At 43.4% G+C, this 23,409-nt stretch carries 24 protein-coding genes; 17 read left to right on the top strand and 7 right to left on the bottom strand.

The features are described from left to right. Positions 1 to 32 precede the first annotated feature (32 nt). A complete protein-coding gene (locus BGM23_RS14105; RefSeq protein WP_003232282.1) occupies positions 33 to 644 on the bottom strand; it encodes a hypothetical protein in 612 nt (203 codons plus the stop codon). Between the two features lie 272 nt (positions 645 to 916). After that, positions 917 to 1,105: a YlaF family protein gene (locus tag BGM23_RS14100; protein ID WP_003245500.1), complete on the bottom strand. Its 189-nt coding sequence runs from the start codon at positions 1,103 to 1,105 to the stop codon at positions 917 to 919. Positions 1,106 to 1,217: 112 nt separating this feature from the next. Here BGM23_RS14100 and typA point away from each other — a divergent pair, with 112 nt between their 5' ends. Further along, positions 1,218 to 3,056 (top strand): translational GTPase TypA, encoded by a 1,839-nt coding sequence (gene typA, locus BGM23_RS14095; RefSeq protein ID WP_003232278.1) that lies wholly within the window; start codon positions 1,218 to 1,220, stop codon positions 3,054 to 3,056. Between the two features lie 56 nt (positions 3,057 to 3,112). Next, a complete protein-coding gene (locus BGM23_RS14090; RefSeq protein WP_003232274.1) occupies positions 3,113 to 3,430 on the top strand; it encodes a YlaH-like family protein in 318 nt (105 codons plus the stop codon). Positions 3,431 to 3,485: 55 nt separating this feature from the next. Here the strand turns inward: BGM23_RS14090 and BGM23_RS14085 are convergent, their stop codons facing one another. Further along, entirely contained in the window at positions 3,486 to 3,695 is a 210-nt protein-coding gene (locus BGM23_RS14085) for a YlaI family protein (protein ID WP_003232271.1), read from the bottom strand. 82 nt (positions 3,696 to 3,777) lie between these two features. Further along, a complete protein-coding gene (locus tag BGM23_RS14080) occupies positions 3,778 to 4,407 on the bottom strand; it encodes a YhcN/YlaJ family sporulation lipoprotein (protein ID WP_003232269.1) in 630 nt (209 codons plus the stop codon). A 154-nt stretch (positions 4,408 to 4,561) separates the two neighbouring features. On the opposite strand from BGM23_RS14080, the gene BGM23_RS14075 reads away from it, so the two are divergent. After that, positions 4,562 to 5,890: a PhoH family protein gene (locus BGM23_RS14075; RefSeq protein WP_003245272.1), complete on the top strand. Its 1,329-nt coding sequence runs from the start codon at positions 4,562 to 4,564 to the stop codon at positions 5,888 to 5,890. A 3-nt stretch (positions 5,891 to 5,893) separates the two neighbouring features. On the opposite strand, the gene BGM23_RS14070 is transcribed toward BGM23_RS14075, so the two are convergent. Continuing rightward, entirely contained in the window at positions 5,894 to 6,379 is a 486-nt protein-coding gene (locus BGM23_RS14070) for a hypothetical protein (protein ID WP_003232265.1), read from the bottom strand. 102 nt (positions 6,380 to 6,481) lie between these two features. Here BGM23_RS14070 and glsA point away from each other — a divergent pair, with 102 nt between their 5' ends. The 4 genes from glsA (at position 6,482) to pyc (ending at position 12,728) form a co-directional block, all read left to right on the top strand. Further along, positions 6,482 to 7,411, top strand: a complete 930-nt coding sequence (gene glsA, locus BGM23_RS14065; protein WP_003232263.1) for a glutaminase A — start codon at positions 6,482 to 6,484, stop codon at positions 7,409 to 7,411. Between the two features lie 97 nt (positions 7,412 to 7,508). After that, positions 7,509 to 7,790, top strand: a complete 282-nt coding sequence (locus BGM23_RS14060) for an Fpa/YlaN family protein (protein WP_029726524.1) — start codon at positions 7,509 to 7,511, stop codon at positions 7,788 to 7,790. Between the two features lie 205 nt (positions 7,791 to 7,995). Further along, positions 7,996 to 9,207, top strand: a complete 1,212-nt coding sequence (gene ftsW, locus BGM23_RS14055; RefSeq protein ID WP_029726523.1) for a cell division protein FtsW — start codon at positions 7,996 to 7,998, stop codon at positions 9,205 to 9,207. Positions 9,208 to 9,281: 74 nt separating this feature from the next. Next, positions 9,282 to 12,728, top strand: coding sequence for a pyruvate carboxylase (gene pyc / locus BGM23_RS14050; RefSeq protein WP_029726522.1), 3,447 nt, complete (start codon positions 9,282 to 9,284; stop codon positions 12,726 to 12,728). Between the two features lie 402 nt (positions 12,729 to 13,130). Here pyc and ctaA read toward each other — a convergent pair whose 3' ends face one another. Then, the gene (gene ctaA, locus BGM23_RS14045) at positions 13,131 to 14,051 is read right to left on the bottom strand and encodes a heme A synthase CtaA (protein WP_029726521.1); all 921 of its coding nucleotides are present in this window, start codon (positions 14,049 to 14,051) and stop codon (positions 13,131 to 13,133) included. A 354-nt stretch (positions 14,052 to 14,405) separates the two neighbouring features. Here ctaA and cyoE point away from each other — a divergent pair, with 354 nt between their 5' ends. The 6 genes from cyoE to ctaG all read left to right on the top strand — a co-directional run bounded on the left by cyoE (position 14,406) and on the right by ctaG (position 20,413). Further along, the gene (gene cyoE / locus BGM23_RS14040; protein WP_003232250.1) at positions 14,406 to 15,323 is read left to right on the top strand and encodes a heme o synthase; all 918 of its coding nucleotides are present in this window, start codon (positions 14,406 to 14,408) and stop codon (positions 15,321 to 15,323) included. A gap of 239 nt (positions 15,324 to 15,562) precedes the next feature. Next, the gene (gene coxB, locus BGM23_RS14035) at positions 15,563 to 16,633 is read left to right on the top strand and encodes a cytochrome c oxidase subunit II (protein ID WP_014663859.1); all 1,071 of its coding nucleotides are present in this window, start codon (positions 15,563 to 15,565) and stop codon (positions 16,631 to 16,633) included. 32 nt (positions 16,634 to 16,665) lie between these two features. Beyond that, complete coding sequence (gene ctaD / locus BGM23_RS14030; RefSeq protein WP_032725638.1) at positions 16,666 to 18,534, top strand: cytochrome c oxidase subunit I; 1,869 nt, start codon at positions 16,666 to 16,668, stop codon at positions 18,532 to 18,534. Continuing rightward, positions 18,534 to 19,157 carry a cytochrome c oxidase subunit III gene (gene ctaE / locus BGM23_RS14025; protein WP_003232244.1) on the top strand — a complete coding sequence of 208 codons (624 nt, stop codon included), beginning with the start codon at positions 18,534 to 18,536 and terminating at the stop codon, positions 19,155 to 19,157. The genes ctaD and ctaE overlap by 1 nt, the downstream gene beginning before the upstream one ends. Before the next feature lie 2 nt (positions 19,158 to 19,159). Then, positions 19,160 to 19,492: a cytochrome c oxidase subunit IVB gene (gene ctaF / locus BGM23_RS14020; RefSeq protein ID WP_003232242.1), complete on the top strand. Its 333-nt coding sequence runs from the start codon at positions 19,160 to 19,162 to the stop codon at positions 19,490 to 19,492. 27 nt (positions 19,493 to 19,519) lie between these two features. Further along, a complete protein-coding gene (gene ctaG / locus BGM23_RS14015) occupies positions 19,520 to 20,413 on the top strand; it encodes a cytochrome c oxidase assembly factor CtaG (protein ID WP_046664162.1) in 894 nt (297 codons plus the stop codon). A gap of 31 nt (positions 20,414 to 20,444) precedes the next feature. Here ctaG and BGM23_RS14010 read toward each other — a convergent pair whose 3' ends face one another. Beyond that, positions 20,445 to 20,807: a YugN family protein gene (locus BGM23_RS14010; RefSeq protein ID WP_003232238.1), complete on the bottom strand. Its 363-nt coding sequence runs from the start codon at positions 20,805 to 20,807 to the stop codon at positions 20,445 to 20,447. Between the two features lie 139 nt (positions 20,808 to 20,946). On the opposite strand from BGM23_RS14010, the gene BGM23_RS14005 reads away from it, so the two are divergent. The 4 genes from BGM23_RS14005 to BGM23_RS13990 all read left to right on the top strand — a co-directional run bounded on the left by BGM23_RS14005 (position 20,947) and on the right by BGM23_RS13990 (position 23,402). Beyond that, positions 20,947 to 21,393 (top strand): CBS domain-containing protein, encoded by a 447-nt coding sequence (locus BGM23_RS14005; protein WP_003221362.1) that lies wholly within the window; start codon positions 20,947 to 20,949, stop codon positions 21,391 to 21,393. An 83-nt stretch (positions 21,394 to 21,476) separates the two neighbouring features. Continuing rightward, positions 21,477 to 22,517, top strand: a complete 1,041-nt coding sequence (locus BGM23_RS14000) for a CAP domain-containing protein (RefSeq protein WP_014479713.1) — start codon at positions 21,477 to 21,479, stop codon at positions 22,515 to 22,517. A gap of 231 nt (positions 22,518 to 22,748) precedes the next feature. Then, positions 22,749 to 23,147: a YlbD family protein gene (locus BGM23_RS13995; protein WP_003232233.1), complete on the top strand. Its 399-nt coding sequence runs from the start codon at positions 22,749 to 22,751 to the stop codon at positions 23,145 to 23,147. A 15-nt stretch (positions 23,148 to 23,162) separates the two neighbouring features. Continuing rightward, positions 23,163 to 23,402 carry a YlbE-like family protein gene (locus BGM23_RS13990; RefSeq protein ID WP_003232231.1) on the top strand — a complete coding sequence of 80 codons (240 nt, stop codon included), beginning with the start codon at positions 23,163 to 23,165 and terminating at the stop codon, positions 23,400 to 23,402. Positions 23,403 to 23,409: the final 7 nt, after the last annotated feature.

The raw sequence follows: 23,409 nt of genomic DNA, 5'->3' as shown, positions 1-23,409 counted from the left end.
GCTTGTCCGATTCCGGCAAGCGCTTTTTTACATTAAGCCTGGGGATGAATCATATCGTAAATAGCGGCAAGCTGTTCTTGTGACAGGGCACTGAAGAGTTTTTCATAAACGTCAGCTTGCAGTGGCGTTGCACCTGCTTGTAGCGCTGCGTCTTTATCATAGCTGTACACATCATCTTGTAGCACAATGGCTGCTTGAAGAATGTGAATCTTGAGAGAAACAGCGGAGAAAAATTGTTCAAGTGCAAGTGCTTCTTTTTCTGTGAAGCCAAGTTCAACTGCTTTTTCTGTATCAAATTTGTAATTTCCATCCTCGAGATACACACATTGTGAAACAATGCTGAAAAATTCTGATGTCGATTCCCAGAGTGTAGCAATTACCTGAGCCTCTTCTTTTGTCATTCCTAACTCGACAGCTTTTTCGCTGTCAAAATAATATACACCGTCTTGTTCGTAAATACATTGATTTAATATATCAATGAATGTATTGAGATCTTCGTTAGTGCTCGCCTGATGCTGGAGTTGAACAGCAGTGTTATCAACCGGTGTTTTTGCGCTGGCTGCATCAGGACCGAACGTTAATAGAGCAGCTGAGGTCATTGCGGCAGTCGTTAACATAGCTTTTTTTACAAATGTTTTCTTCATGTTTCTTCTCTCCCTTTTATGAATTGTGCTACAAATTCCATTATAGGGAGTAGTTTCCGGTGGAGGAATAGGCGCTATGGTATTTTATGTGTATCGTTGCCGAACTACTTTTTGAAGGCTGCACGTGTGATCGTTAGAACGATTGTCTATGTATGAAGGCTGTTTTGCATCTTCCTGACTAAGAAACAGGGGAGATAAGGCTTAAAGAAATGAAAAACACCGCTTTCTTTGCGGTGTTTTTTGATTACAATGTCGCCGGCGGGGCAATGCTTTTAATCAAGCAAGCCTTGTTCGCGCATTTTCTTTTTTAATGTAAATCCCCCGCCCATGACAGCGCAAACAAGTACAATGCTGGCGATAATGCCTGCAGGGCTTTTTTCAGCGATAAAGACGCCGATCAGCATAATGCTGAAAACCGCTGCAAATGCAAATAATAGTAAAAGCCAATTCATTTTTTTCATAATTTCCATCCCCTTTTACGTCTTATATTAAGTTTACAGAAAAACGTGACGCTTTTAAAGAGGATGTGTGATATAATATGAAAGTTATCTAATTTTTTTAGGAGATGAAAAAGTGAAACTTCGAAATGATCTTCGCAACATCGCGATTATTGCCCACGTTGACCATGGGAAAACGACTCTAGTCGATCAGCTTTTACATCAGGCTGGTACGTTCCGTGCCAACGAACAGGTTGCTGAACGCGCAATGGACTCTAATGATCTTGAACGCGAACGCGGCATTACAATATTGGCGAAAAATACTGCGATTAACTATAAAGATACACGTATCAATATTTTGGACACCCCTGGACATGCAGACTTTGGGGGAGAAGTAGAACGGATTATGAAAATGGTTGACGGCGTAGTGCTTGTCGTTGACGCATATGAAGGCTGTATGCCTCAAACTCGTTTTGTTCTGAAAAAAGCTCTTGAGCAAAACCTGAACCCTGTTGTTGTTGTAAACAAAATTGACCGTGACTTTGCTCGTCCAGAGGAAGTTATCGATGAAGTTCTGGATCTGTTCATTGAGCTTGATGCCAATGAAGAGCAGCTCGAGTTCCCAGTGGTATATGCTTCCGCGATTAATGGAACAGCGAGTCTTGATCCGAAACAACAGGATGAAAACATGGAAGCTTTATATGAAACCATTATTAAGCATGTTCCGGCACCTGTTGATAATGCAGAGGAGCCGCTTCAATTCCAAGTTGCCCTTCTTGACTACAACGACTATGTAGGCCGTATCGGAATCGGACGCGTATTCCGCGGCACAATGAAAGTCGGACAGCAGGTTTCTCTTATGAAGCTTGACGGAACGGCAAAGTCATTCCGTGTTACAAAGATTTTTGGTTTCCAAGGCTTAAAGCGTGTGGAAATTGAAGAAGCAAAAGCGGGAGACCTCGTTGCGGTTTCCGGGATGGAAGATATCAACGTTGGTGAAACAGTATGTCCTGTAGACCATCAAGATCCGCTTCCGGTGCTTCGCATTGATGAGCCGACACTTCAAATGACATTTGTCGTGAATAACAGTCCGTTTGCAGGCCGTGAAGGCAAATATGTAACGGCCCGCAAAATCGAAGAGCGTCTTCAATCACAGCTTCAGACGGATGTGAGCTTGCGTGTTGAGCCAACAGCTTCTCCTGATGCTTGGGTTGTTTCAGGACGCGGTGAGCTGCACTTGTCAATTTTAATTGAAAATATGCGTCGTGAGGGCTATGAGCTTCAAGTGTCAAAACCTGAAGTTATTATCAAAGAAATCGACGGCGTACGCTGTGAGCCTGTTGAACGTGTGCAAATTGATGTTCCTGAAGAGCATACTGGCTCTGTCATGGAATCAATGGGTGCCCGCAAAGGCGAAATGGTTGATATGATCAACAACGGAAACGGCCAAGTCCGTCTCATCTTTACAGTTCCTTCCCGCGGATTGATCGGTTACTCTACAGAATTCCTATCATTAACACGCGGATTCGGTATTTTGAACCATACGTTTGACAGCTACCAGCCGATGCAGGCGGGCCAAGTCGGCGGACGCCGTCAAGGTGTACTTGTGTCAATGGAAAACGGAAAAGCAACATCATACGGTATTCAAGGAATTGAAGACCGCGGTGTCATCTTCGTTGAGCCGGGTACTGAAGTATACGAAGGAATGATCGTTGGAGAGCATAACCGTGACAATGACCTTGTTGTTAACGTCAGCAAAATGAAACAGCAAACAAACGTCCGTTCTGCGACAAAGGATCAGACAACTACAATTAAAAAAGCGCGCATCATGTCTCTTGAGGAGTCTCTAGAGTACTTAAACGAAGATGAATATTGTGAAGTAACACCTGAATCCATCCGTTTAAGAAAGAAGATCCTCAATAAGAACGAACGTGAAAAAGCAGCTAAAAAGAAAAAAACAGCAGGATTGTCTTAATCTCGTGCAGAATTTGAAAAGATAGAACCCGTACGTTTACAGGGGAGGGAATCTTTTTGAATGACGTAAGCGAACGTCTGTCGTTCTTCGCCGCTCTATATCAAGTAGACCGGCAGCCTGCGGCAGGCATGTGGCTGCTGTACGGCACGATTTTTGTGTTGGCCGTTATTGTATTTAAGCTTGGATTTGCTAAACGGCTTCCTGTATTAAAATCTGCAGTGGTGTATGTATTTTTGGCTTTGGGCTGCACTGTTTTGACTTTTTTAGGGGTGTTTTTGCCCGTGGCAGAAGGATTGGTCGTCGCTGCGCTGATTTTAATCATTTACAAAATCCGGCTGTATCAGTCGAAAAAAGGACAGTCTGCAAAATCATAAAAGACTCAGCTGAAAGCTGAGTCTTTTTTGTGTTCTGTATGGTTAAGCGGCCGCTTTATTTTTTGACTTTTTCTTTTTTCTGCTGTCCCGGGTGAAAAGTAAATTTTCCCGTTTTCAGCCGTTCCTCTGTTTTTTTGGCAATCCGATCGTGGCATTCCTGGCACATATATGTATGGATCGGGCGGTTTCGAAGCCGTTTCGCGATCAGGGTATCATCATCAATTGTTTCAATTTTATCGCAAATAGAACATTTGACCCTCATCATATCACCTCTTTCACTAACATGTATTATAGCACGGATCAGAAGCTGTCCAAAATAAGAAAAAGCTAAAGCGCAAGGCTATAGCTTAGTCATTGTTGTTCTTTTTCATATGATGATCAGATTGATCGTTTTGCTCCTTCTCCATTTCCTGCTGCTGTTTTCTATTTAATTGGTCATTTTGCTGCTTTGTTTGCGGTTCGTCTTCATTGTCAATCACGTCGTTAGGCACTTCGGGAAGCACTCGGCCGACAATTGCAGCTAATTCATCCAGTATGCCTGTTACCGGATGGCCCTCGCTGATTTCTCTGCTCATCTCACGAAGGCGGCTGACCGTATCGGGATCAGCAATGACCACTGCGTTAGCGCCATATCGATCATTCTTTAGCGCCTGAGCTACAGAATATTTAATGGTTTCCACTTTGCTTCTGTCCAAAGTATCATCGACATCAATCCCAACAACAGCATAACCTCCCAGCACAACGGCTGTTGCATCCTTGACGTCGGGGTTTTTTTCAGCAACGCTGACAAGATGCTTGGCAATATCCGTTCTTGTTCCATTGTCTTTTGTTTCTTGAGTTGTGTCCTTTACGTGAATCGGTTTAGTCTCCTGCTGTCTTGTTGATTCTTTTTCAACATTCTGGCCCTGTTTTCCTTGTTGATAGGCACAAGCGGACAGGATAAGTGTCAGCTGTATGATAATGAAAAGAATTCGCACTTGCGGGTTCCCTCCTTAAAATGCTTTCATTAATTTTATTGTTGAATTAACCTTCTATCTTTATGCACAAAAACATATATTTTAGCAGGCATTCACCTTTTTCATCAAAAGAGAAGCAGGAAGAACTTTGACCCTTATATCAGGAGGCTGAGACTTGAGTAAAATTTATGTGTTAGATACGAATGTGTTATTACAGGATCCTAACGCGATATTTTCTTTTGAAGAAAATGAGGTTGTCATCCCTGCTGTCGTTTTAGAAGAGGTTGATTCAAAAAAACGGTATATGGACGAAGTTGGGAGGAATGCAAGGCACGTATCTAAGCTAATCGATGCGCTAAGACAAAAGGGCAGGCTGCATGAGCATGTACCGCTTGACACCGGCGGCACACTGAGAATTGAACTGAATCATCGTTCGTTTCACCAGCTGCAAGAGATCTTTATTGAAAAGACGAACGATAATCGCATATTAGCCGTTGCGAAAAACTTAAGCCTCGAGGAAGAAACCAAGGAAAATGGCAGGCCGGTTATCCTTGTCAGTAAGGATGTACTGGTCAGGGTTAAAGCCGACGCAATCGGACTGCTTGCTGAAGATTTCTTGAATGACCGTGTTGTGGACAATGATGAAATGTACAGCGGCTATAAAGATTTATATATCAGCCAGCAGCTGTTCAGCTCTTTTTACGGGAAAAATCAAATTTCAGTAAACGATGTGAAACAGCATGCGTTTTATCCGAATCAGTTTGCTTTAATGAAGGATGAGCTAGGAGGGTCCTCCTCGGCAGTCGGAATTGCAGACAAAACCGGAACGGTATTAAAAAGACTCGTATTTGATGATGAACATATATGGGGAATCAGGCCGAAAAATGTACAGCAGACAATGGCATTAGAGCTTTTGCTACGGGAAGATATTCCGCTTGTCACTCTAATCGGCAAAGCGGGAACCGGCAAAACGCTCTTAGCTTTGGCGGCAGGGCTATTACAGACAGAAGACTTGGGAATATACAAAAAGCTGGTCGTCGCAAGGCCGATTGTTCCTGTTGGCAAGGACATCGGGTATTTGCCAGGCGAAAAAGAGGAAAAGCTAAAGCCTTGGATGCAGCCGATTTTTGACAACTTAGAGTTTCTGTTTAATGCGAAAAAACCAGGGGAGCTTGATGCTATTTTGGCGGGAATTGGCTCAATTCAGGTAGAGGCGCTGACTTATATCAGAGGGAGAAGCATTCCAGATCAATTTATTATCATTGATGAAGCGCAAAATTTGACCAGGCATGAGGTGAAAACTTTGCTGACGAGAGTCGGTGAAGGCAGTAAAATTGTCTTAATGGGTGACCCTGAACAAATTGATCACCCATATTTAGACAGTCTGAACAATGGTTTGGCCTATGTGGTTGAGCGGTTTAAAGGACAACCCATCTCAGGCAGCGTGAAGCTATTAAAAGGTGAGAGATCAGGTCTCGCCCAGCTCGCAGCTGATTTGCTGTAACATTTAAATGATTTCGATCTCTTTTACATCGGTAATCGGCTGTTTGTGATGGACCGGACCTTCAAAGTAAATATGCACGGGGCCGCCTTCTTGAATCGGCTTGCCTGCCTCACTGAAATGGACAATACTGTTCAGAGCGGTTTCCAGAGAAACGGCGGCCTTTCCCGAACTTGTGACAAATACACATTGTGTCGCAGAGCTGTTCGGCTCAGCATTTTTCAGGACAGTCCCAAGTCTCATTGCGAAACTGCCGTTCATCAGTTTTTGCTTCTCATATTGTTTTTCCGTCTTTAATGTAGGCGGCGCAATTCGCCCCTCTCTGATGACGCGTTCCGGATCAAGGTCGGATTCATCCCCGGCTGATTGTAAATATGTGTCTTGACTGTCCCCTTTGCGGTCAAACGAAAATTTGCGATCATCAAAAATCCATACGCTTGGATCAATGGTAATTGGATATGTAACATTGCCTTTTACTTGGATAACGCTCATGATATGACCCCCTTCTCTCAAAATTATAAAAGTTTTCGCATGAATTGTCACTTTGTGTACAAATTATGTGTATTGAAATGCTGAGGGAACGAGGGTGTTTGCATGGTATGCCGGCATAATGATGAGCTTGAAGCCTTAGTGAAAAAGGCGAAAAAAGTAACGGACAAGGGGGAGGTAGCCAGCTATATTCCCGCCTTGGCAAAAGCTGATAAACACGACCTGTCAGTGGCGATTTATTATTCCAATAATGTTTGTCTGTCAGCAGGTGACGTAGAAAAAACATTTACGCTTCAAAGTATATCGAAAGTCCTTTCCCTTGCTTTGGTGTTAATGGAATACGGCAAAGATAAGGTCTTCAGTTATGTTGGACAGGAGCCGACCGGTGATCCGTTTAATTCAATTATCAAGCTCGAAACAGTGAATCCGAGCAAGCCGTTAAACCCTATGATTAATGCCGGGGCATTGGTAGTGACAAGTCTGATAAGAGGAAGAACGGTAAAAGAGAGACTTGATTATTTGCTTTCTTTTATCAGAAGGCTGACAAACAACCAAGAGATTACATACTGCCGGGAAGTGGCTGAATCTGAATACAGCACTTCAATGATTAATCGGGCGATGTGTTATTATATGAAGCAGTACGGCATTTTTGAAGATGATGTAGAGGCAGTAATGGATTTATACACGAAGCAATGCGCGATTGAGATGAACAGCTTGGATTTAGCGAAAATCGGATCTGTATTTGCATTGAACGGCAGACATCCAGAGACTGGGGAGCAAGTCATCTCAAAAGATGTCGCTAGAATTTGCAAAACATTTATGGTGACGTGCGGAATGTATAATGCAAGCGGGGAATTCGCAATTAAGGTCGGAATTCCTGCGAAAAGCGGCGTATCCGGCGGGATTATGGGCATTTCGCCTTACGATTTCGGGATCGGCATATTCGGCCCCGCATTAGACGAAAAAGGGAACAGCATTGCAGGTGTAAAGCTTTTGGAAATAATGTCTGAGATGTACAGGCTGAGTATTTTTTAATTTATGTCATATGCTTAAATCCTCTTGCATTTTCTGTTGATACCCTTTATGATAAATAGAAGAATTAGGTACTCGCCTGGGGAACGGAGGGATACTTTTGGCTTCAGAGATGATAGTTGACCATCGGCAAAAAGCTTTTGAACTCTTAAAAGTGGACGCTGAGAAGATTTTGAAGCTGATCCGAGTACAAATGGATAACTTAACGATGCCTCAATGTCCTCTATATGAAGAGGTTTTAGATACTCAAATGTTCGGGCTTTCGAGGGAAATCGATTTTGCTGTCCGCCTGGGATTGGTTAATGAAAAAGACGGTAAAGACCTTTTATACACATTGGAGCGCGAATTGTCTGCTTTGCATGACGCGTTTACAGCTAAATAAATGATAAAACTCAAACTTATTAACAGTTTGGGTTTTTTTATAACCGCTATTTTTCTCTCATCTCATAAAAGACGGTCTTTTTTTACACATTCCTTCCGAATCGTATAGAGATTCTTCGTCTCGTTTGATAAATTGTAGTAAAATAAAAAAGATAAATACATAAAAACCATAGATAATGGAAGTTAGAAGCAGGGAAGAGGATGTTATGTTAAAAAAAATGCTAAAATCTTATGATTACTCACTGATATTCGCAATCGTTTTATTATGCGGATTCGGTTTAGTGATGGTATACAGCTCAAGCATGATTACGGCTGTCTCCCGGTATGGAGTAAGCAGTAATTTTTTCTTCATGCGGCAGCTGTTTGCTTTAATTGCGGGTGGCGCTCTATTTATTCTCATGGCGTTGTTTCCTTATAAAGCACTGGCCCATCAAAAGTTTCAGAAGGGGATACTGCTTGTATCTGTTCTTGCGCTTATCTCACTGTTTGTTTTCGGGCATGTTGCCGGAAACGCGCAGAGCTGGTTTAAAATCGGCGGAATGAGTATTCAGCCGGGGGAGTTTGTGAAACTGGTCGTGATTTTATACCTTGCAGCCGTATATGCCAAAAAACAAAGCTATATTGACCATCTATTAACAGGTGTGGCTCCTCCCGTAGTCATGACGCTTGTGATTTGCGGGTTAATTGCCATGCAGCCTGATTTCGGTACAGCCATGATTATAGGGCTGATTGCGACGTGCATGATCTTGTGCTCCGGCTTCAGCGGAAAGACGCTGGTGAGGCTGCTTTTGCTCGGCGGAATTGTTTTCATTTTAGTCAGCCCGATTCTCTATTTAAATCAGGATCAAATTTTAACCAAGGGCCGTTTGGCGCGTTTTGAGAGTCTTGAAGACCCATTTAAGTATGCAAATTCATCAGGTTTGCAAGTGATCAATTCTTATTATGCGATCAGCTCAGGCGGCATTTTCGGCCTGGGGCTCGGTGAAAGTATCCAAAAATACGGATATCTGCCTGAATCACACACTGACTTTATTATGGCTGTCATTGCAGAAGAGCTCGGCATTTTTGGGGTATTGTTTGTGATTTTCTTATTGGGTTTTGTCGTCATAAAAGGTTTTTATATTGCCAGAAAATGCGAGGACCCCTTTGGAAGTCTTCTGGCGATCGGCATTTCAAGCATGATTGCCATACAATCGTTTATTAACCTTGGCGGTGTCAGCGGATTAATTCCGATTACAGGGGTTACGCTGCCATTTATCAGTTACGGGGGCTCTTCTTTGGTGCTGCTGCTGGGAAGTATGGGGATATTAGCGAATATCAGCATGTTTGTGAAATATTCAGAGAATAAGAAAAAGAAAGAGCCCTTGGCGCCGAAGGGAATGAAAAAGAAACAGCTCAAAAAAACTGTTTATCAGTAAAAAACAAGTGTGTACAGGGGAAGGATATTCCGCTATGATAGATTATATTCCATTCGGGTAAGGGGGAGAAAAGTTTGTCTCAGCAATCGATACAAAAAGTATTAGTAGCAAACAGGGGAGAAATTGCAATCCGAATATTCCGGGCGTGTACCGAGTTGAATATTCGTACAGTTGCGGTCTATTCAAAAGAAGATTCCGGTTCCTACCATCGGTACAAAGCGGATGAAGCATACTTGGTCGGTGAAGGGAAAAAACCGATTGATGCTTACCTGGATATTGAAGGTATCATTGATATTGCGAAAAGAAACAAAGTCGATGCAATTCATCCGGGATACGGTTTCTTATCTGAAAATATTCATTTTGCGAGACGATGTGAAGAAGAAGGCATCGTATTCATAGGGCCAAAATCCGAGCATCTCGATATGTTTGGTGACAAGGTAAAAGCGCGTGAGCAGGCAGAAAAAGCGGGAATCCCCGTGATTCCGGGAAGCGACGGTCCTGCCGAAACGCTTGAAGCCGTCGAACAATTTGGACAAGCTAACGGTTATCCGATCATCATTAAAGCCTCGCTTGGCGGCGGCGGCCGCGGTATGCGGATTGTCAGATCTGAAAGTGAAGTCAAAGAAGCATATGAGCGTGCTAAATCAGAGGCGAAAGCAGCCTTTGGCAATGATGAAGTTTATGTAGAAAAATTAATTGAGAATCCGAAACATATTGAGGTTCAGGTCATTGGAGACAAGCAGGGAAATGTCGTCCATCTTTTTGAGAGGGATTGTTCCGTTCAAAGACGCCATCAAAAGGTCATTGAAGTGGCGCCGAGTGTCTCGCTGTCACCTGAATTAAGGGATCAAATTTGTGAGGCGGCAGTTGCGCTTGCTAAAAATGTAAACTATATAAATGCGGGGACGGTCGAATTCCTTGTTGCAAACAACGAGTTCTACTTTATTGAAGTAAATCCTCGCGTACAAGTTGAACACACGATAACAGAAATGATTACTGGTGTCGATATTGTTCAAACTCAGATCCTTGTTGCCCAAGGGCATAGCCTTCACAGCAAAAAAGTAAATATTCCTGAGCAAAAGGACATTTTTACAATCGGCTATGCCATTCAGTCACGGGTTACGACTGAGGATCCGCAAAATGACTTCATGCCTGATACAGGAAAAATCATGGCTTACCGCTCAGGCGGCGGTTTTGGTGTCCGTCTTGATACCGGAAACAGCTTCCAGGGCGCCGTGATCACACCATACTATGATTCACTTCTCGTTAAGCTTTCAACTTGGGCTTTAACGTTTGAACAGGCAGCTGCCAAAATGGTACGAAACCTTCAGGAGTTTAGAATCAGAGGCATAAAAACGAACATTCCGTTCCTTGAGAACGTTGCAAAACATGAGAAGTTCCTGACAGGGCAATATGATACGTCTTTCATTGATACAACGCCTGAATTATTTAAATTCCCTAAACAAAAAGACCGCGGAACGAAAATGCTCACTTACATCGGCAATGTGACAGTGAACGGCTTCCCTGGAATCGGGAAAAAAGAAAAACCGGCGTTTGACAAACCGTTAAGCGTAAAGGTAGACGTTGATCAGCAACCTGCCAGAGGAACAAAGCAAATTCTTGATGAAAAAGGTGCAGAAGGGCTTGCAAATTGGGTTAAGGAGCAGAAATCTGTCCTTTTAACTGATACGACATTCAGGGATGCCCACCAATCGTTATTGGCAACTAGAATCAGATCGCATGATTTGAAAAAAATCGCAAATCCGACGGCTGCGTTATGGCCTGAACTATTCAGTATGGAAATGTGGGGAGGCGCGACCTTCGATGTAGCCTACCGATTCCTGAAAGAAGATCCGTGGAAGCGTTTGGAAGATCTTCGCAAAGAAGTGCCGAATACCTTATTCCAGATGCTGCTTCGCTCATCAAATGCGGTCGGCTATACGAATTATCCGGACAATGTGATTAAAGAATTTGTGAAGCAATCAGCTCAATCCGGTATTGATGTGTTTCGTATTTTCGACAGCTTAAACTGGGTAAAAGGGATGACGTTAGCCATTGATGCTGTTAGGGATACCGGCAAAGTGGCAGAAGCTGCGATTTGTTATACGGGAGATATCCTTGACAAGAACCGGACGAAGTACGACCTTGCATATTATACATCGATGGCGAAGGAGCTTGAGGCGGCCGGAGCCCATATTCTCGGGATTAAAGATATGGCAGGGCTGTTAAAACCGCAGGCTGCATATGAACTCGTTTCTGCGTTGAAAGAAACGATCGACATTCCGGTTCACCTTCATACGCATGATACGAGCGGAAACGGTATTTATATGTATGCGAAAGCTGTTGAAGCCGGCGTTGATATCATAGACGTGGCGGTCAGCTCAATGGCGGGATTAACGTCACAGCCTAGCGCGAGCGGATTTTATCATGCGATGGAAGGCAACGACCGCCGTCCGGAAATGAATGTCCAAGGCGTTGAATTGCTGTCCCAATATTGGGAGTCGGTGCGTAAATATTATAGTGAATTTGAAAGCGGAATGAAGTCTCCGCATACTGAAATTTATGAACACGAAATGCCAGGGGGCCAATACAGCAACCTGCAGCAGCAGGCCAAGGGAGTAGGCCTTGGCGACCGATGGAACGAAGTCAAGGAAATGTACAGACGCGTGAACGATATGTTCGGTGACATCGTCAAGGTAACGCCTTCCTCAAAAGTTGTCGGAGATATGGCACTTTACATGGTGCAAAACAATCTGACTGAAAAAGACGTTTACGAAAAAGGCGAATCTTTAGATTTCCCTGATTCTGTCGTGGAGCTTTTCAAAGGAAATATCGGCCAGCCTCATGGCGGATTCCCGGAAAAACTGCAAAAGCTAATCTTAAAAGGGCAGGAGCCGATTACAGTCAGACCGGGCGAACTGCTTGAGCCGGTGTCATTTGAAGCGATCAAACAGGAATTTAAAGAGCAGCATAACTTGGAAATTTCAGATCAGGATGCTGTGGCATATGCCCTTTATCCTAAAGTCTTCACTGATTATGTGAAAACGACAGAAAGCTATGGAGACATCTCGGTATTAGATACACCGACATTCTTCTACGGCATGACATTAGGTGAAGAGATAGAAGTTGAAATTGAGCGCGGCAAAACGCTGATCGTTAAGCTGATTTCAATCGGTGAGCCTCAGCCTGATGCCACCCGCGTCGTTTATTTCGAACTCAACGGGCAGCCGCGTGAAGTAGTCATTAAAGATGAAAGCATTAAGTCTTCCGTTCAGGAAAGGCTGAAAGCAGACCGGACAAATCCAAGCCACATCGCAGCTTCCATGCCTGGAACAGTTATTAAGGTATTGGCTGAAGCAGGCACAAAAGTCAATAAAGGTGATCATTTGATGATTAATGAAGCGATGAAAATGGAAACAACGGTTCAGGCGCCTTTCTCAGGAACAATCAAGCAGGTTCATGTGAAAAATGGTGAGCCGATCCAAACGGGAGATCTGCTCCTTGAAATTGAAAAAGCATAATAAACAAAGAGTGTATATCATTTGATATACACTCTTGTTTTTTTATATAGAAAATGTGGAGTGAAACAGATGGTTAGAAGAGATATAAGGGGACTTCAGAGATTATACAATACTGTCACAAGCCCAAAATAAATAGAGGCTTATACAGCCAATATTTTAGATGCTTTGTAGTATGCCGTGCATATTTCTTTAAGCACTATCTGATTTAAAAGGCTTTAATACTTATGTTCGCGGGCTATAGATGCATATGAAATTTCTATAATCACGATGAGAAAGGGGACAGCCCGAAGTGAGCCGCTCACTGATCATCAAGTTCAGCGAAGGCTGGCGATTGAAACAATAAAGCGCCAAAACAAGACCTGAAAAAAGACCAAAGCCGCCTAAGGCTTTGGTCTTTAGTCCTTATGATTGACTAGATTCGTAACGGAAACGAGCAATCAATAATAAGAAGTAGCATAGAACGCCAAACAGACAGGCAATAAAGAACGAGTGGGCAAGTGCAAAGCCCAGAGCCAGTTCAGAGTATACGATCATAATCCCGGACAGTGCCTGTAATGTAATGAAAATAAGACATGAGATCCATCCCCAAAAGATCTGTTTTTGATCTTTATAGGAGATAATAGCATGAACAGCGGCAACAATAATCCATACAAATAACAGTAAGGCTGCTGCTCTGTGGCCCATTTGCACCCATTCATGGAATTGGGTCGGAAGCCCATTGTTCAGCGGGCTGCACAGCGGCACATCAGGACATGCCAGACTTGATTCAGTGTGTCTTACATATGCGCCTGTATACACAACGATATAGGAATATATTAAAATTCCTATCATGTGAAATTGCATCTTTTTGCCGATTTGAAGCGGCTTAACCAGTGTTCTGACTGATTTATCAGCTTCAAATATGAGCAATGTTAAAATAAGCACTGAAGCAAAAGAAATTAATGAGATGCCGAAGTGAAGCGCCATAATCAGCGCGTTCGAACCGAATACGACAGCCAATGCGCCAAGCAATGCCTGAAGAAATAAAAAGATAATTGACATGATCGCGAGAAACGTTGTTTCACGAAAAATCGGCGTGATTTTTCTCCATGACCAAAACGCAAGGCTTAACACAAGGACAATAGAGATTCCGCTTGCGAATCGGTGGCTCCATTCAATAATTGAAGCCGGATTCAGTTCAGGGAAAAAACGGCCGTGACACAGCGGCCACTGTCTGCCGCATCCTTGGCCGGAACCTGTTTTTGTAACGAGGGCACCCCCGATTAAAACAATTAGCATGACAAATGTCGTCAGAACACCGAGAGCTTTTAATGCTTTATTCATACAATATTCACCTTCTTAACATACTGCTGCAATTTTATATACGTTCCAAGTGTAAGCGAATATGTGTTTTGTGGCAATTCCCAGAGCCTTTTGTTCACAAAAATATAATAGAATGACGGCTTCTGGAAAATGTACACTTGATTATTCATGCCGGGTCTGATAGAAATAAGGTAAACGCAATGCCGATTTGGAGATTGCCTTCATCTTTGGTAAAATTCATAAAAAGTTCACAAATAAATTCCTGTTTGTCGTTTAATATTTAATAGGATGTTTTTTTACAAGATGTTATCTTGTATGATAGAGTTGCAGGTTATTTTATTCTCCTGCGTTAGGTTTGTAAGGGAGGTTTACGTTATGGCTAACTCCAGAATCTTAAATGATACAGCTATAGACGGACAAATTGAAGAAACAACGGCATGGAAAGATTTTCTGTCCCTTATTAAAATAGGGATCGTCAATTCTAACCTCATCACGACTTTCACTGGAATGTGGCTTGCACTGCATATATCCGGTTTAAGTTTTTTAGGCAATATAAACACCGTTCTTCTTACGTTAATCGGGTCTTCACTGATTATTGCGGGCTCCTGCGCGATCAATAACTGGTATGACCGGGACATTGACCATCTTATGGAGCGTACGAAAGTAAGACCGACGGTTACGGGTAAAATTCAGCCGAGTCAGGCGTTATGGTCTGGAATTTTGCTGGTTGCTTTAGGATTGATCATGCTGCTGATGACAACTGTCATGGCTGCTGTTATCGGTTTTATCGGAGTCTTTACGTATGTTGTATTGTACACAATGTGGACGAAACGCCGCTATACGATTAACACAGTAGTAGGAAGCGTTTCCGGTGCAGTGCCGCCGCTTATTGGATGGACGGCAGTGGAAGGGAATATCGGTGTCGTAGCATGGGTGTTATTCATGATTTTATTTATTTGGCAGATTCCTCACTTCTTAGCATTGGCTATTAAGAAAACAGAGGATTACAGAGCTGCAAATATTCCGATGCTTCCTGTCGTATACGGATTTGAAGTGACAAAAAGACAAATTATTGTGTGGGTTGCGTGCCTGATGCCGCTTCCGTTTTTCCTTGGTAGCCTGGGTCTTCCGATTGTGATTCTCGGCTTGCTGTTAAATATCGGCTGGCTGATTCTTGGCTTAATGGGATTCCGCTCCAAGAATATCATGAAGTGGGCAACACAAATGTTCGTTTACTCGCTTAACTACATGACAATCTATTTCGTTGCCATGGTTGTCTTGACGCTTTTCTAAAAAATAGATATGATGCTTGTTTTATCGCTTCAAAATAAACGATGACAACTAGTAAATGCCGCCTTGACCTCTTGTTTAATCAGGCGGCTTTACTTTTATACATAGATGGCATTTTGAGTAAAAAAACTCATAATTTAAGAGAAGAGGAAATGTAAGTGCTTTATTGGTGATAGGTTGGATGGCGATAGATTTCGATCCGCTTTCCGCCTTTGTATTGACCAGAAAAGGGGTTGGGTGAAATGGTAAAGCATTGGCGTCTTATTTTATTATTAGCCTTAGTGCCGCTTCTATTAAGCGGATGTGGAAAACCTTTTTTATCCACGCTCAAGCCTGCTGGCGAGGTGGCTGATAAACAGTATGACCTGACAGTGCTCAGCACATTGATTATGGTGGTTGTTGTTGCAGTAGTATCTGTTATCTTCTTTTATGTGATTGTGAGATTCAGAAGATCACGGGTCGGTGAGAACACGATACCGAAACAGGTAGAGGGGAATAAATTTTTAGAAATCACATGGACCGTGATCCCGATTTTGCTGCTCATTATTCTTGTGATTCCTGTTGTATTATATACGCTGGAGCTAGCGGACACATCACCAATGGATAAAAAAGGCCGCAAAGCTGAGGATGCTCTTGTAGTCAATGTTAGGGCAAATTTATACTGGTGGGAGTTTGAGTACCCTGATTACGGCATTATCACAAGCCAGGAGCTGATTGTACCGACAGATCAGCGTGTATATTTTAATTTAAAAGCCTCTGATGTAAAACATTCCTTCTGGATTCCTTCAGTTGGAGGAAAACTTGATACGAATACGGATAATGAAAATAAGTTCTTCCTGACATTTGATTCAAAACGAAGCAAAGAGGCAGGAGATATGTTTTTTGGGAAGTGTGCAGAGCTTTGCGGCCCTTCACATGCGCTGATGGATTTTAAGGTGAAGACAATGTCTGCAAAGGAATTTCAGGGCTGGACAAAAGAAATGAAAAACTATAAATCTACAGCAGAGAGCGATTTGGCTAAGCAGGGTGAAGAACTGTTTAAAGAGAAAAACTGCCTGAGCTGCCATGCGGTAGAGCCGAATGATAAGCGTGCAGAAGCCGCTAGAACGGCACCCAACCTGGCGACCTTCGGTGAAAGGACAAAAGTGGCAGGGGTGAAAGAGGCCAACAAAGAAAATGTGAAGGCTTGGCTGAAGGACCCTGACAGCATAAAGCCGGGGAACAAAATGACAGGCACATATCCAAAGCTCTCAGACAGCGAAACAGATGCGCTTTATGAATACTTAAAAGGCTTAAAAGCGGAAAGCAAGTAGGGAAGAAAGGGAGATATTGGGGGAGGTCACATATGTTGAATGCGCTTACAGAAAAGCGGACGCGCGGATCTATGCTTTGGGATTATTTGACGACGGTGGACCATAAAAAAATCGCGATTCTTTATTTAGTGGCAGGGGGATTCTTCTTTCTTGTCGGGGGAATTGAAGCGATGTTTATCAGAATTCAGCTTGCAAAGCCGGAAAATGCGTTTCTCAGTGCTCAAGCGTACAATGAAGTAATGACTATGCACGGAACGACGATGATCTTTCTGGCTGCGATGCCGCTCTTATTTGCCTTGATGAATGCGGTTGTGCCTTTGCAGATCGGGGCTCGGGACGTTTCGTTTCCATTTTTAAACGCGCTTGGTTTTTGGCTCTTCTTTTTCGGGGGCATTTTCTTAAATCTAAGCTGGTTTTTGGGCGGAGCGCCAGATGCGGGCTGGACGTCATATGCCTCACTTTCGCTTCATTCTAAAGGACACGGCATAGACTTTTTCGTCCTCGGACTCCAAATATCGGGGCTCGGGACGCTGATAGCCGGGATTAACTTTTTGGCTACGATTATCAACATGAGGGCTCCGGGCATGACGTATATGAGGCTGCCTTTGTTTACATGGACGACATTTGTGGCCTCGGCATTGATTTTGTTCGCGTTTCCGCCGCTTACGGTTGGATTGGCTCTCATGATGCTGGATCGGCTGTTCGGAACCAATTTCTTTAATCCGGAGCTTGGCGGAAATACGGTCATTTGGGAACATTTATTTTGGATCTTCGGCCACCCGGAGGTTTATATCCTAATTTTGCCTGCATTCGGTATTTTTTCTGAGGTCATCCCTGTGTTCGCCAGAAAGCGTTTGTTTGGCTATTCTTCAATGGTTTTTGCAATCGTGCTCATCGGCTTTCTGGGCTTTATGGTTTGGGTGCACCACATGTTCACGACTGGTCTCGGCCCGATTGCAAATGCGATTTTTGCGGTTGCAACAATGGCTATCGCGATTCCGACCGGGATTAAGATTTTTAACTGGCTGTTGACGATTTGGGGAGGAAATGTGAAGTATACAACCGCTATGCTGTATGCTGTCTCATTTATTCCATCCTTTGTGCTCGGCGGTGTGACGGGAGTCATGCTGGCAGCTGCTGCGGCTGATTATCAGTTCCATGATACGTATTTTGTGGTTGCGCACTTCCACTACGTCATTATTGGCGGCGTTGTATTCGGCCTTTTAGCCGGTGTTCATTTCTGGTGGCCGAAAATGTTCGGTAAAATTCTGCATGAAACGATGGGGAAAATTTCATTTGTATTGTTTTTTATTGGCTTTCACCTCACGTTTTTCATTCAGCATTTTGTCGGCTTAATGGGGATGCCGCGCCGGGTTTATACGTTTTTGCCAGGACAGGGTCTGGAAACCGGCAACTTGATCAGTACAATCGGGGCGTTTTTTATGGCGGCAGCTGTTATTCTTCTGCTGGTCAATGTCATATGGACATCGGTAAAAGGTGAATATGTAGGTGCTGATCCATGGCATGACGGACGTACGCTGGAATGGACCGTTTCTTCACCGCCGCCGGAGTATAACTTTAAACAGCTTCCTTTTGTCAGAGGACTTGATCCGTTTTGGATTGAGAAGCAGGCAGGGCACAAATCAATGACGCCGGCGGAACCGGTTGATGATATTCATATGCCAAACGGCTCGATCCTGCCGCTCGTCATTTCCTTCGGCCTTTTTGTCGCAGCGTTCGGGCTGCTGTACAGAAGTGATTACGCTTGGGGCCTGCCGGTGATCTTTATCGGGCTCGGCATCACATTTATTACGATGCTGCTTCGTTCAGTAATTGATGATCACGGCTATCATATTCATAAAGAGGAACTGCCGAACGATGATAAAGGGGTGAAGGCATAATGCAAGTTCAAGAAAAATTCACCGCAGAAACCTTTCCAGCTTCTCCTGAAAAAGTAACCCTGGAAGGGAAAAATAAATTTTTAGGCTTTTGGCTTTTTCTTGGCGGAGAGACTGTTCTGTTTGCGTCTCTCTTCGCCACGTTTCTTGCGCTTCGGAATTCAAATGCCGGTGATCCGCCTACGACGGAAATGTTCGATGTGACACTTGTATTCATTGCCACAATGCTTCTATTAACGAGCAGTTTAACGAGTGTGTACGCGATGTACCACATGAAGAACTTTTCCTTCGGCAAGATGCAGCTTTGGCTGGGAATTACGATTTTATTGGGGGCGGGCTTTTTAGGACTGGAAATCTATGAGTTCAAGCATTACACCCATGAATTTGGCTTTACCATCACAAGCTCTGCCCTTGGTTCTGCGTTTTACACGCTTGTCGGTACACACGGCGCCCACGTGGCATTTGGGCTTATGTGGATCAGCACGCTTATGATCCGCAATGCCAAGAGAGGGCTGAATCTGTATACGGCGCCTAAGTTTTACGTTGCCAGCCTTTATTGGCACTTTATTGATGTCGTGTGGGTCTTCATCTTTACCGTTGTATATTTAATGGGGATGGTGGGATAAACATGGTCGATAAAAAAAGCAGAGGGCATATCAATAGCGACCTTGAATTTAAGAAAAAAAAGCATGCCCGGGAGATGAAATATCAAGTCCTGTCTTTTGGTTTAATGATCGGTCTTACGATTGTTGCATTTCTGACTGTGGCCACGGACGGTGTCGGCAGCTGGTTTACGATTCCTTTCATTATTTTGCTAGCTGCAATTCAAGTCATTTTTCAGCTGTATTATTTCATGCATATGAATCAGAAAGGGCATGAGGCGCCTGCACTGTTTTTGTATTCAGGAGTGTTTGTCGCGTTTATCACTGTGCTTGCGTTTGTGACAATTATATGGTGGTAATTTGAAACAGCCGCCGGAGGTGAAGAAATGAATCAGTTGGAGATATTCGGGTTTCGCGCGATGTGGAGCCCTTATCTTTTTTGTATCCTGTTAGGCATTACGGCGCTTTATCTCTATTTTTACAGGCGAATGTCTTCAAAGCCAAATCGAATAACTGGTAAAGAGATGGTGTGCTTTCTGTCGGCGATGCTGTTTTTATATGCAGCCGAGGGAAGCCCGGTTGATCTGCTCGGACATATTATGTTCAGCGCACATATGGTGCAGATGGCCGTCCTGTATTTGGTTGTCCCGCCGCTGTTAATCGCGGGAATTCCTGCATGGCTCTGGGAAAAAATCATTTTCAGGCCTTCAATCAAACCGGTTTTTTCCTTTTTTACGACGCCTTTAATTGCTTTGCTTTTGTTTAACGGCATTTTTTCTTTATATCATGTACCGCTTATATTTGATACTGTCAAAACGGATCCGTTTTACCATACATTAATCACTTGGCTTATCTTTGTGCTTGCGTTCTTCATGTGGTGGCCGCTTGTTCATAAGGTTGAGCGTCTACGGCAGCTCAGCGGCTTGATGAAGCTGGGTTATATTATGGCGGACGGTATGCTGCTCACACCTGCTTGCGCCTTGATCATGTTCAGCGGTGCACCGTTATATGCCACCTATACAGATCCGGCTGTATGGGCTGAGGCAATGAGGCTTTGTGTGCCAGCGGATATGATGGGGCAGGTCCCATTAACAGGGCCAGAGATGTTGAATACACTGCCTTTGTTAGAGGATCAGCAGCTCGGAGCAGTCATGATGAAAATCATTCAGGAAATTGTGTACGGTACTTTTTTGGCCATTATTTTTTTCCAATGGGTGAAGAAAGAAAGGGAAAAGGACGGGCAGGAGGAGCCGCCGTATATTCAGCAGACGATATCATAAAAGGTACAGCGAAATATGCTGTACCTTTTCGTTACATTTGAACTGTTTTTAACATGTTGGCTATGTCCTGAATCAGTGCCTTGCTTTTTGTCACAACCTGTACGGGAAACTCTTCCGTTTCTCCATATTCTACTCCATGAGGGTAGTAATGCTTTCCTAGGAGAGGGGACATTAATTGAATCACGGCGCGCCCGCTTCCGACATCGCCTTCTGCCGCAATACCTTGTATCCGCAGGTAAAACGTACCCTCAATCGTCGAAAACTTCTTGTCATAGGTGACTCTCTCGTAATCCCATTGACCCGCTCTGATAAGACCTTTGCTTTCCATTAAGTCGTCTAGCCAGCTGAGCTCAGCCTTAACCCCTTCAAGTCCGCTTTCAGTAAACTTCAACACTGACCCCTCCTTATAAAAATAACCTTTCCTGACAATCATAGTATGAAAGCGTTAAACTTTCAATGAATCTTCTTCTTTTGAAAGTATGCAAAAATTAAATTTTGACGACAATAGCACTAGACTAAAGGAGGTTAAACGGATGACAAAAATAAAAGATCTGATGACAGCCGACTTGCAATATTGCACGGTATTAGATAATGTATATGAAGCTGCAGTAAAGATGAAGGACGCAAATGTAGGAGCGATACCGGTAGTTGATGAGGACGGGGAAACATTGGTCGGCATCGTAACCGACCGCGATCTCGTATTAAGAGGAATCGCCATCAAAAAACCGAACTCGCAAAAAATCACTGACGCGATGACTGAAAAACCTGTCAGTGTGGAGGAAGATGCTTCAGTCGATGAGGTTCTTCATTTGATGGCATCGCATCAGCTCAGAAGGATACCAGTTACAAAAAATAAAAAACTGACTGGAATTGTCACGCTTGGTGATCTTTCTTTATCTGAGCAAACGAATGAACGTGCCGGCAGCGCCTTATCGGATATTTCCGAAGGGGATAATAGAGAAGAAGGCTTTTTTCATTAACACATAAATCTTTGACATGTTAAATAGGCTGTATTGTAATGGGATGTAAACAAGAGATTGTGAATCGCCACGGGGGTGATAGATTGAAAAATATATTGAGAGCAATGGTTATCCTTTTGATTATCTGCGGAACCTATGTTCTGTTTATTCAATATGGATCTGTTCCTGAAAAGAAATCAAATGACAGCGAGCCTCAGGTGTCGAATGAGGAAGCGCAAAGCGGCAAACGAATACATATGCCGACTTCAGGGTTATTGTCCTTCATGGGCAAGCCCGCCGATGAAGTAACGAAAAAGCTTGGGGAACCTGAACGTATTGACCCTTCGGCTTATGATTACGATTGGTGGGTATACAATCAAGGTAAGGATCAATATATCCAAATCGGGGTATTAAACAATAAAGTGGTCACATTATTCGCGTCGGGTAATGATATTAACGCCAAGCCTTTCAAAATTGGAGAATCAACTGGCGAAGTATTTAAGACCACCCAGGTGGCACCATTTGTGAATGTAGAGTATAAAGGAAATTCCTATCGGTTTGAATTTTCTGAAGAAGATATCAATACAAGACCGACTGTAAAGGTAGGAAAGATGTATGTCCAGCTGTATATGGACAAATTTGAGGGGAAGCTATCCAGCATCAGGGCGTTTGATGCGCAGACCTTTGTAAAGCAAAGACCTTATGAGGTAGTGTACCGCGGGGAATTAATTAAACCGAAAGCCGTTTCAGATGAGAAATGGAAAAAGATCCAAACAACGAGCGAAAAGCAAATCCTTGATTTGACGAATGTCATACGCGTTAAACATGGACTTGCGAAGCTTGAGTGGGATCAGCCAACGGCGGAAGTGGCATTTGGGCATAGTGAGGATATGAAGGAAAATAATTATTTCTCCCATGTCTCTAAAAAATACGGCTCGCTGAAAGACCGCTTAGAAGAAGGGCATGTTGATTTTCAGCAAGCGGGAGAAAATATCGCATACAATTATGTGGACGGTCCGGCTGCTGTAGAAGGCTGGCTGAATAGCGAAGGCCATCGAAAAGCGCTTCTGAATTCAGATTATACGCATCTTGGTGTCGGAGTAGACCGGAAATATTACACCCAAAACTTTATTAAGCGATGGTAATGAAAGCCGCGGACGAATGGTTCCCGGCTTTTTCTATTTCCATACAAGCCGGTCTGAATGAATGTGCTGATAGCTTACAGATAAGGCCGTTTCCCATCCCTTCAGTCAGGCTTTTTCACCAGTGTATAGGGATATCGCTAAAAATTCATTTGGGAATGAATATAGGCGAACACAATGCCCGACAAAACGATACATTGTAGTAGGTAACGATTTTCGGAGGGGGTGAGGATTGTGGCGAATCAACATGCCAATCATTCAATCAATGACTTTAAACAATTCGTCAAAAAGCATCCCAAGCTGATAAAAGAAGTGCGCAAAGAACAAAGAAGCTGGCAGGACGTATATGAAAATTGGGTCCTCTTCGGGGAGAGCGACCCGATTTGGGATCCATATCGGGAACCGGAAGAAGCTTCTGAAGCTGTGCCTGAAACACCGCAAAAAAATGATTTTGTCTCGAAAATGGTGACAGCGGTGAAAAAGATGGATGTCAATCAAATGAACGAACAAATCAATAAAATGAGCCAGTCGATCTCATCGTTGCAAAGCCTTCTTAATACATTTTCCGGAAGCGGACAGAAGCATTCTCAGCCAGGCTCTGGACAGCATCCTTTTTCTTTTCGAAAGGATTAAAAAAGGGGAGCTCATATGCGCAAAGAGGTTCAGGAATATATTTTAGCAAACGAAGAACGGAAACGATTCATCAGAGAACAGCCGATATGGTACCGCAGGCTTTCAAGAAAACCGGATGATCTGTCCTCCTTTCAGCTTGAAATGATGAATTTTTATGAAAAAACCATTCCGCATCGGGTGAATCAGTTTACGAACGGGATTCAAATGGCGCAAATGATGATGCAAATGTTTCAAGCGATGCGGACAAAAGATTAAAAGGCCC

This window comes from Bacillus sp. FJAT-14266 (assembly GCF_001719225.1).
Taxonomy (GTDB): domain Bacteria; phylum Bacillota; class Bacilli; order Bacillales; family Bacillaceae; genus Bacillus; species Bacillus subtilis.
The sequence above is the reverse complement of the archived record's forward strand: the minus strand, read 5'-3'. Positions and strand labels throughout refer to the sequence as shown.

What these genes read in the sequence shown, in the direction of transcription:
- BGM23_RS14105 (WP_003232282.1), bottom strand. Translation starts at nt 644, where the DNA reads ATGAAGAAAACATTTGTAAAAAAAGCTATGTTAACGACTGCCGCAATG.
- BGM23_RS14100 (WP_003245500.1), bottom strand. Translation starts at nt 1,105, where the DNA reads ATGAAAAAAATGAATTGGCTTTTACTATTATTTGCATTTGCAGCGGTT.
- BGM23_RS14085 (WP_003232271.1), bottom strand. Translation starts at nt 3,695, where the DNA reads ATGATGAGGGTCAAATGTTCTATTTGCGATAAAATTGAAACAATTGAT.
- BGM23_RS14070 (WP_003232265.1), bottom strand. Translation starts at nt 6,379, where the DNA reads ATGAGCGTTATCCAAGTAAAAGGCAATGTTACATATCCAATTACCATT.
- glsA (WP_003232263.1), top strand. Translation starts at nt 6,482, where the DNA reads ATGGTATGCCGGCATAATGATGAGCTTGAAGCCTTAGTGAAAAAGGCG.
- ftsW (WP_029726523.1), top strand. Translation starts at nt 7,996, where the DNA reads ATGTTAAAAAAAATGCTAAAATCTTATGATTACTCACTGATATTCGCA.
- ctaA (WP_029726521.1), bottom strand. Translation starts at nt 14,051, where the DNA reads ATGAATAAAGCATTAAAAGCTCTCGGTGTTCTGACGACATTTGTCATG.
- cyoE (WP_003232250.1), top strand. Translation starts at nt 14,406, where the DNA reads ATGGCTAACTCCAGAATCTTAAATGATACAGCTATAGACGGACAAATT.
- coxB (WP_014663859.1), top strand. Translation starts at nt 15,563, where the DNA reads ATGGTAAAGCATTGGCGTCTTATTTTATTATTAGCCTTAGTGCCGCTT.
- ctaD (WP_032725638.1), top strand. Translation starts at nt 16,666, where the DNA reads ATGTTGAATGCGCTTACAGAAAAGCGGACGCGCGGATCTATGCTTTGG.
- ctaE (WP_003232244.1), top strand. Translation starts at nt 18,534, where the DNA reads ATGCAAGTTCAAGAAAAATTCACCGCAGAAACCTTTCCAGCTTCTCCT.
- ctaF (WP_003232242.1), top strand. Translation starts at nt 19,160, where the DNA reads ATGGTCGATAAAAAAAGCAGAGGGCATATCAATAGCGACCTTGAATTT.
- ctaG (WP_046664162.1), top strand. Translation starts at nt 19,520, where the DNA reads ATGAATCAGTTGGAGATATTCGGGTTTCGCGCGATGTGGAGCCCTTAT.
- BGM23_RS14005 (WP_003221362.1), top strand. Translation starts at nt 20,947, where the DNA reads ATGACAAAAATAAAAGATCTGATGACAGCCGACTTGCAATATTGCACG.
- BGM23_RS13990 (WP_003232231.1), top strand. Translation starts at nt 23,163, where the DNA reads ATGCGCAAAGAGGTTCAGGAATATATTTTAGCAAACGAAGAACGGAAA.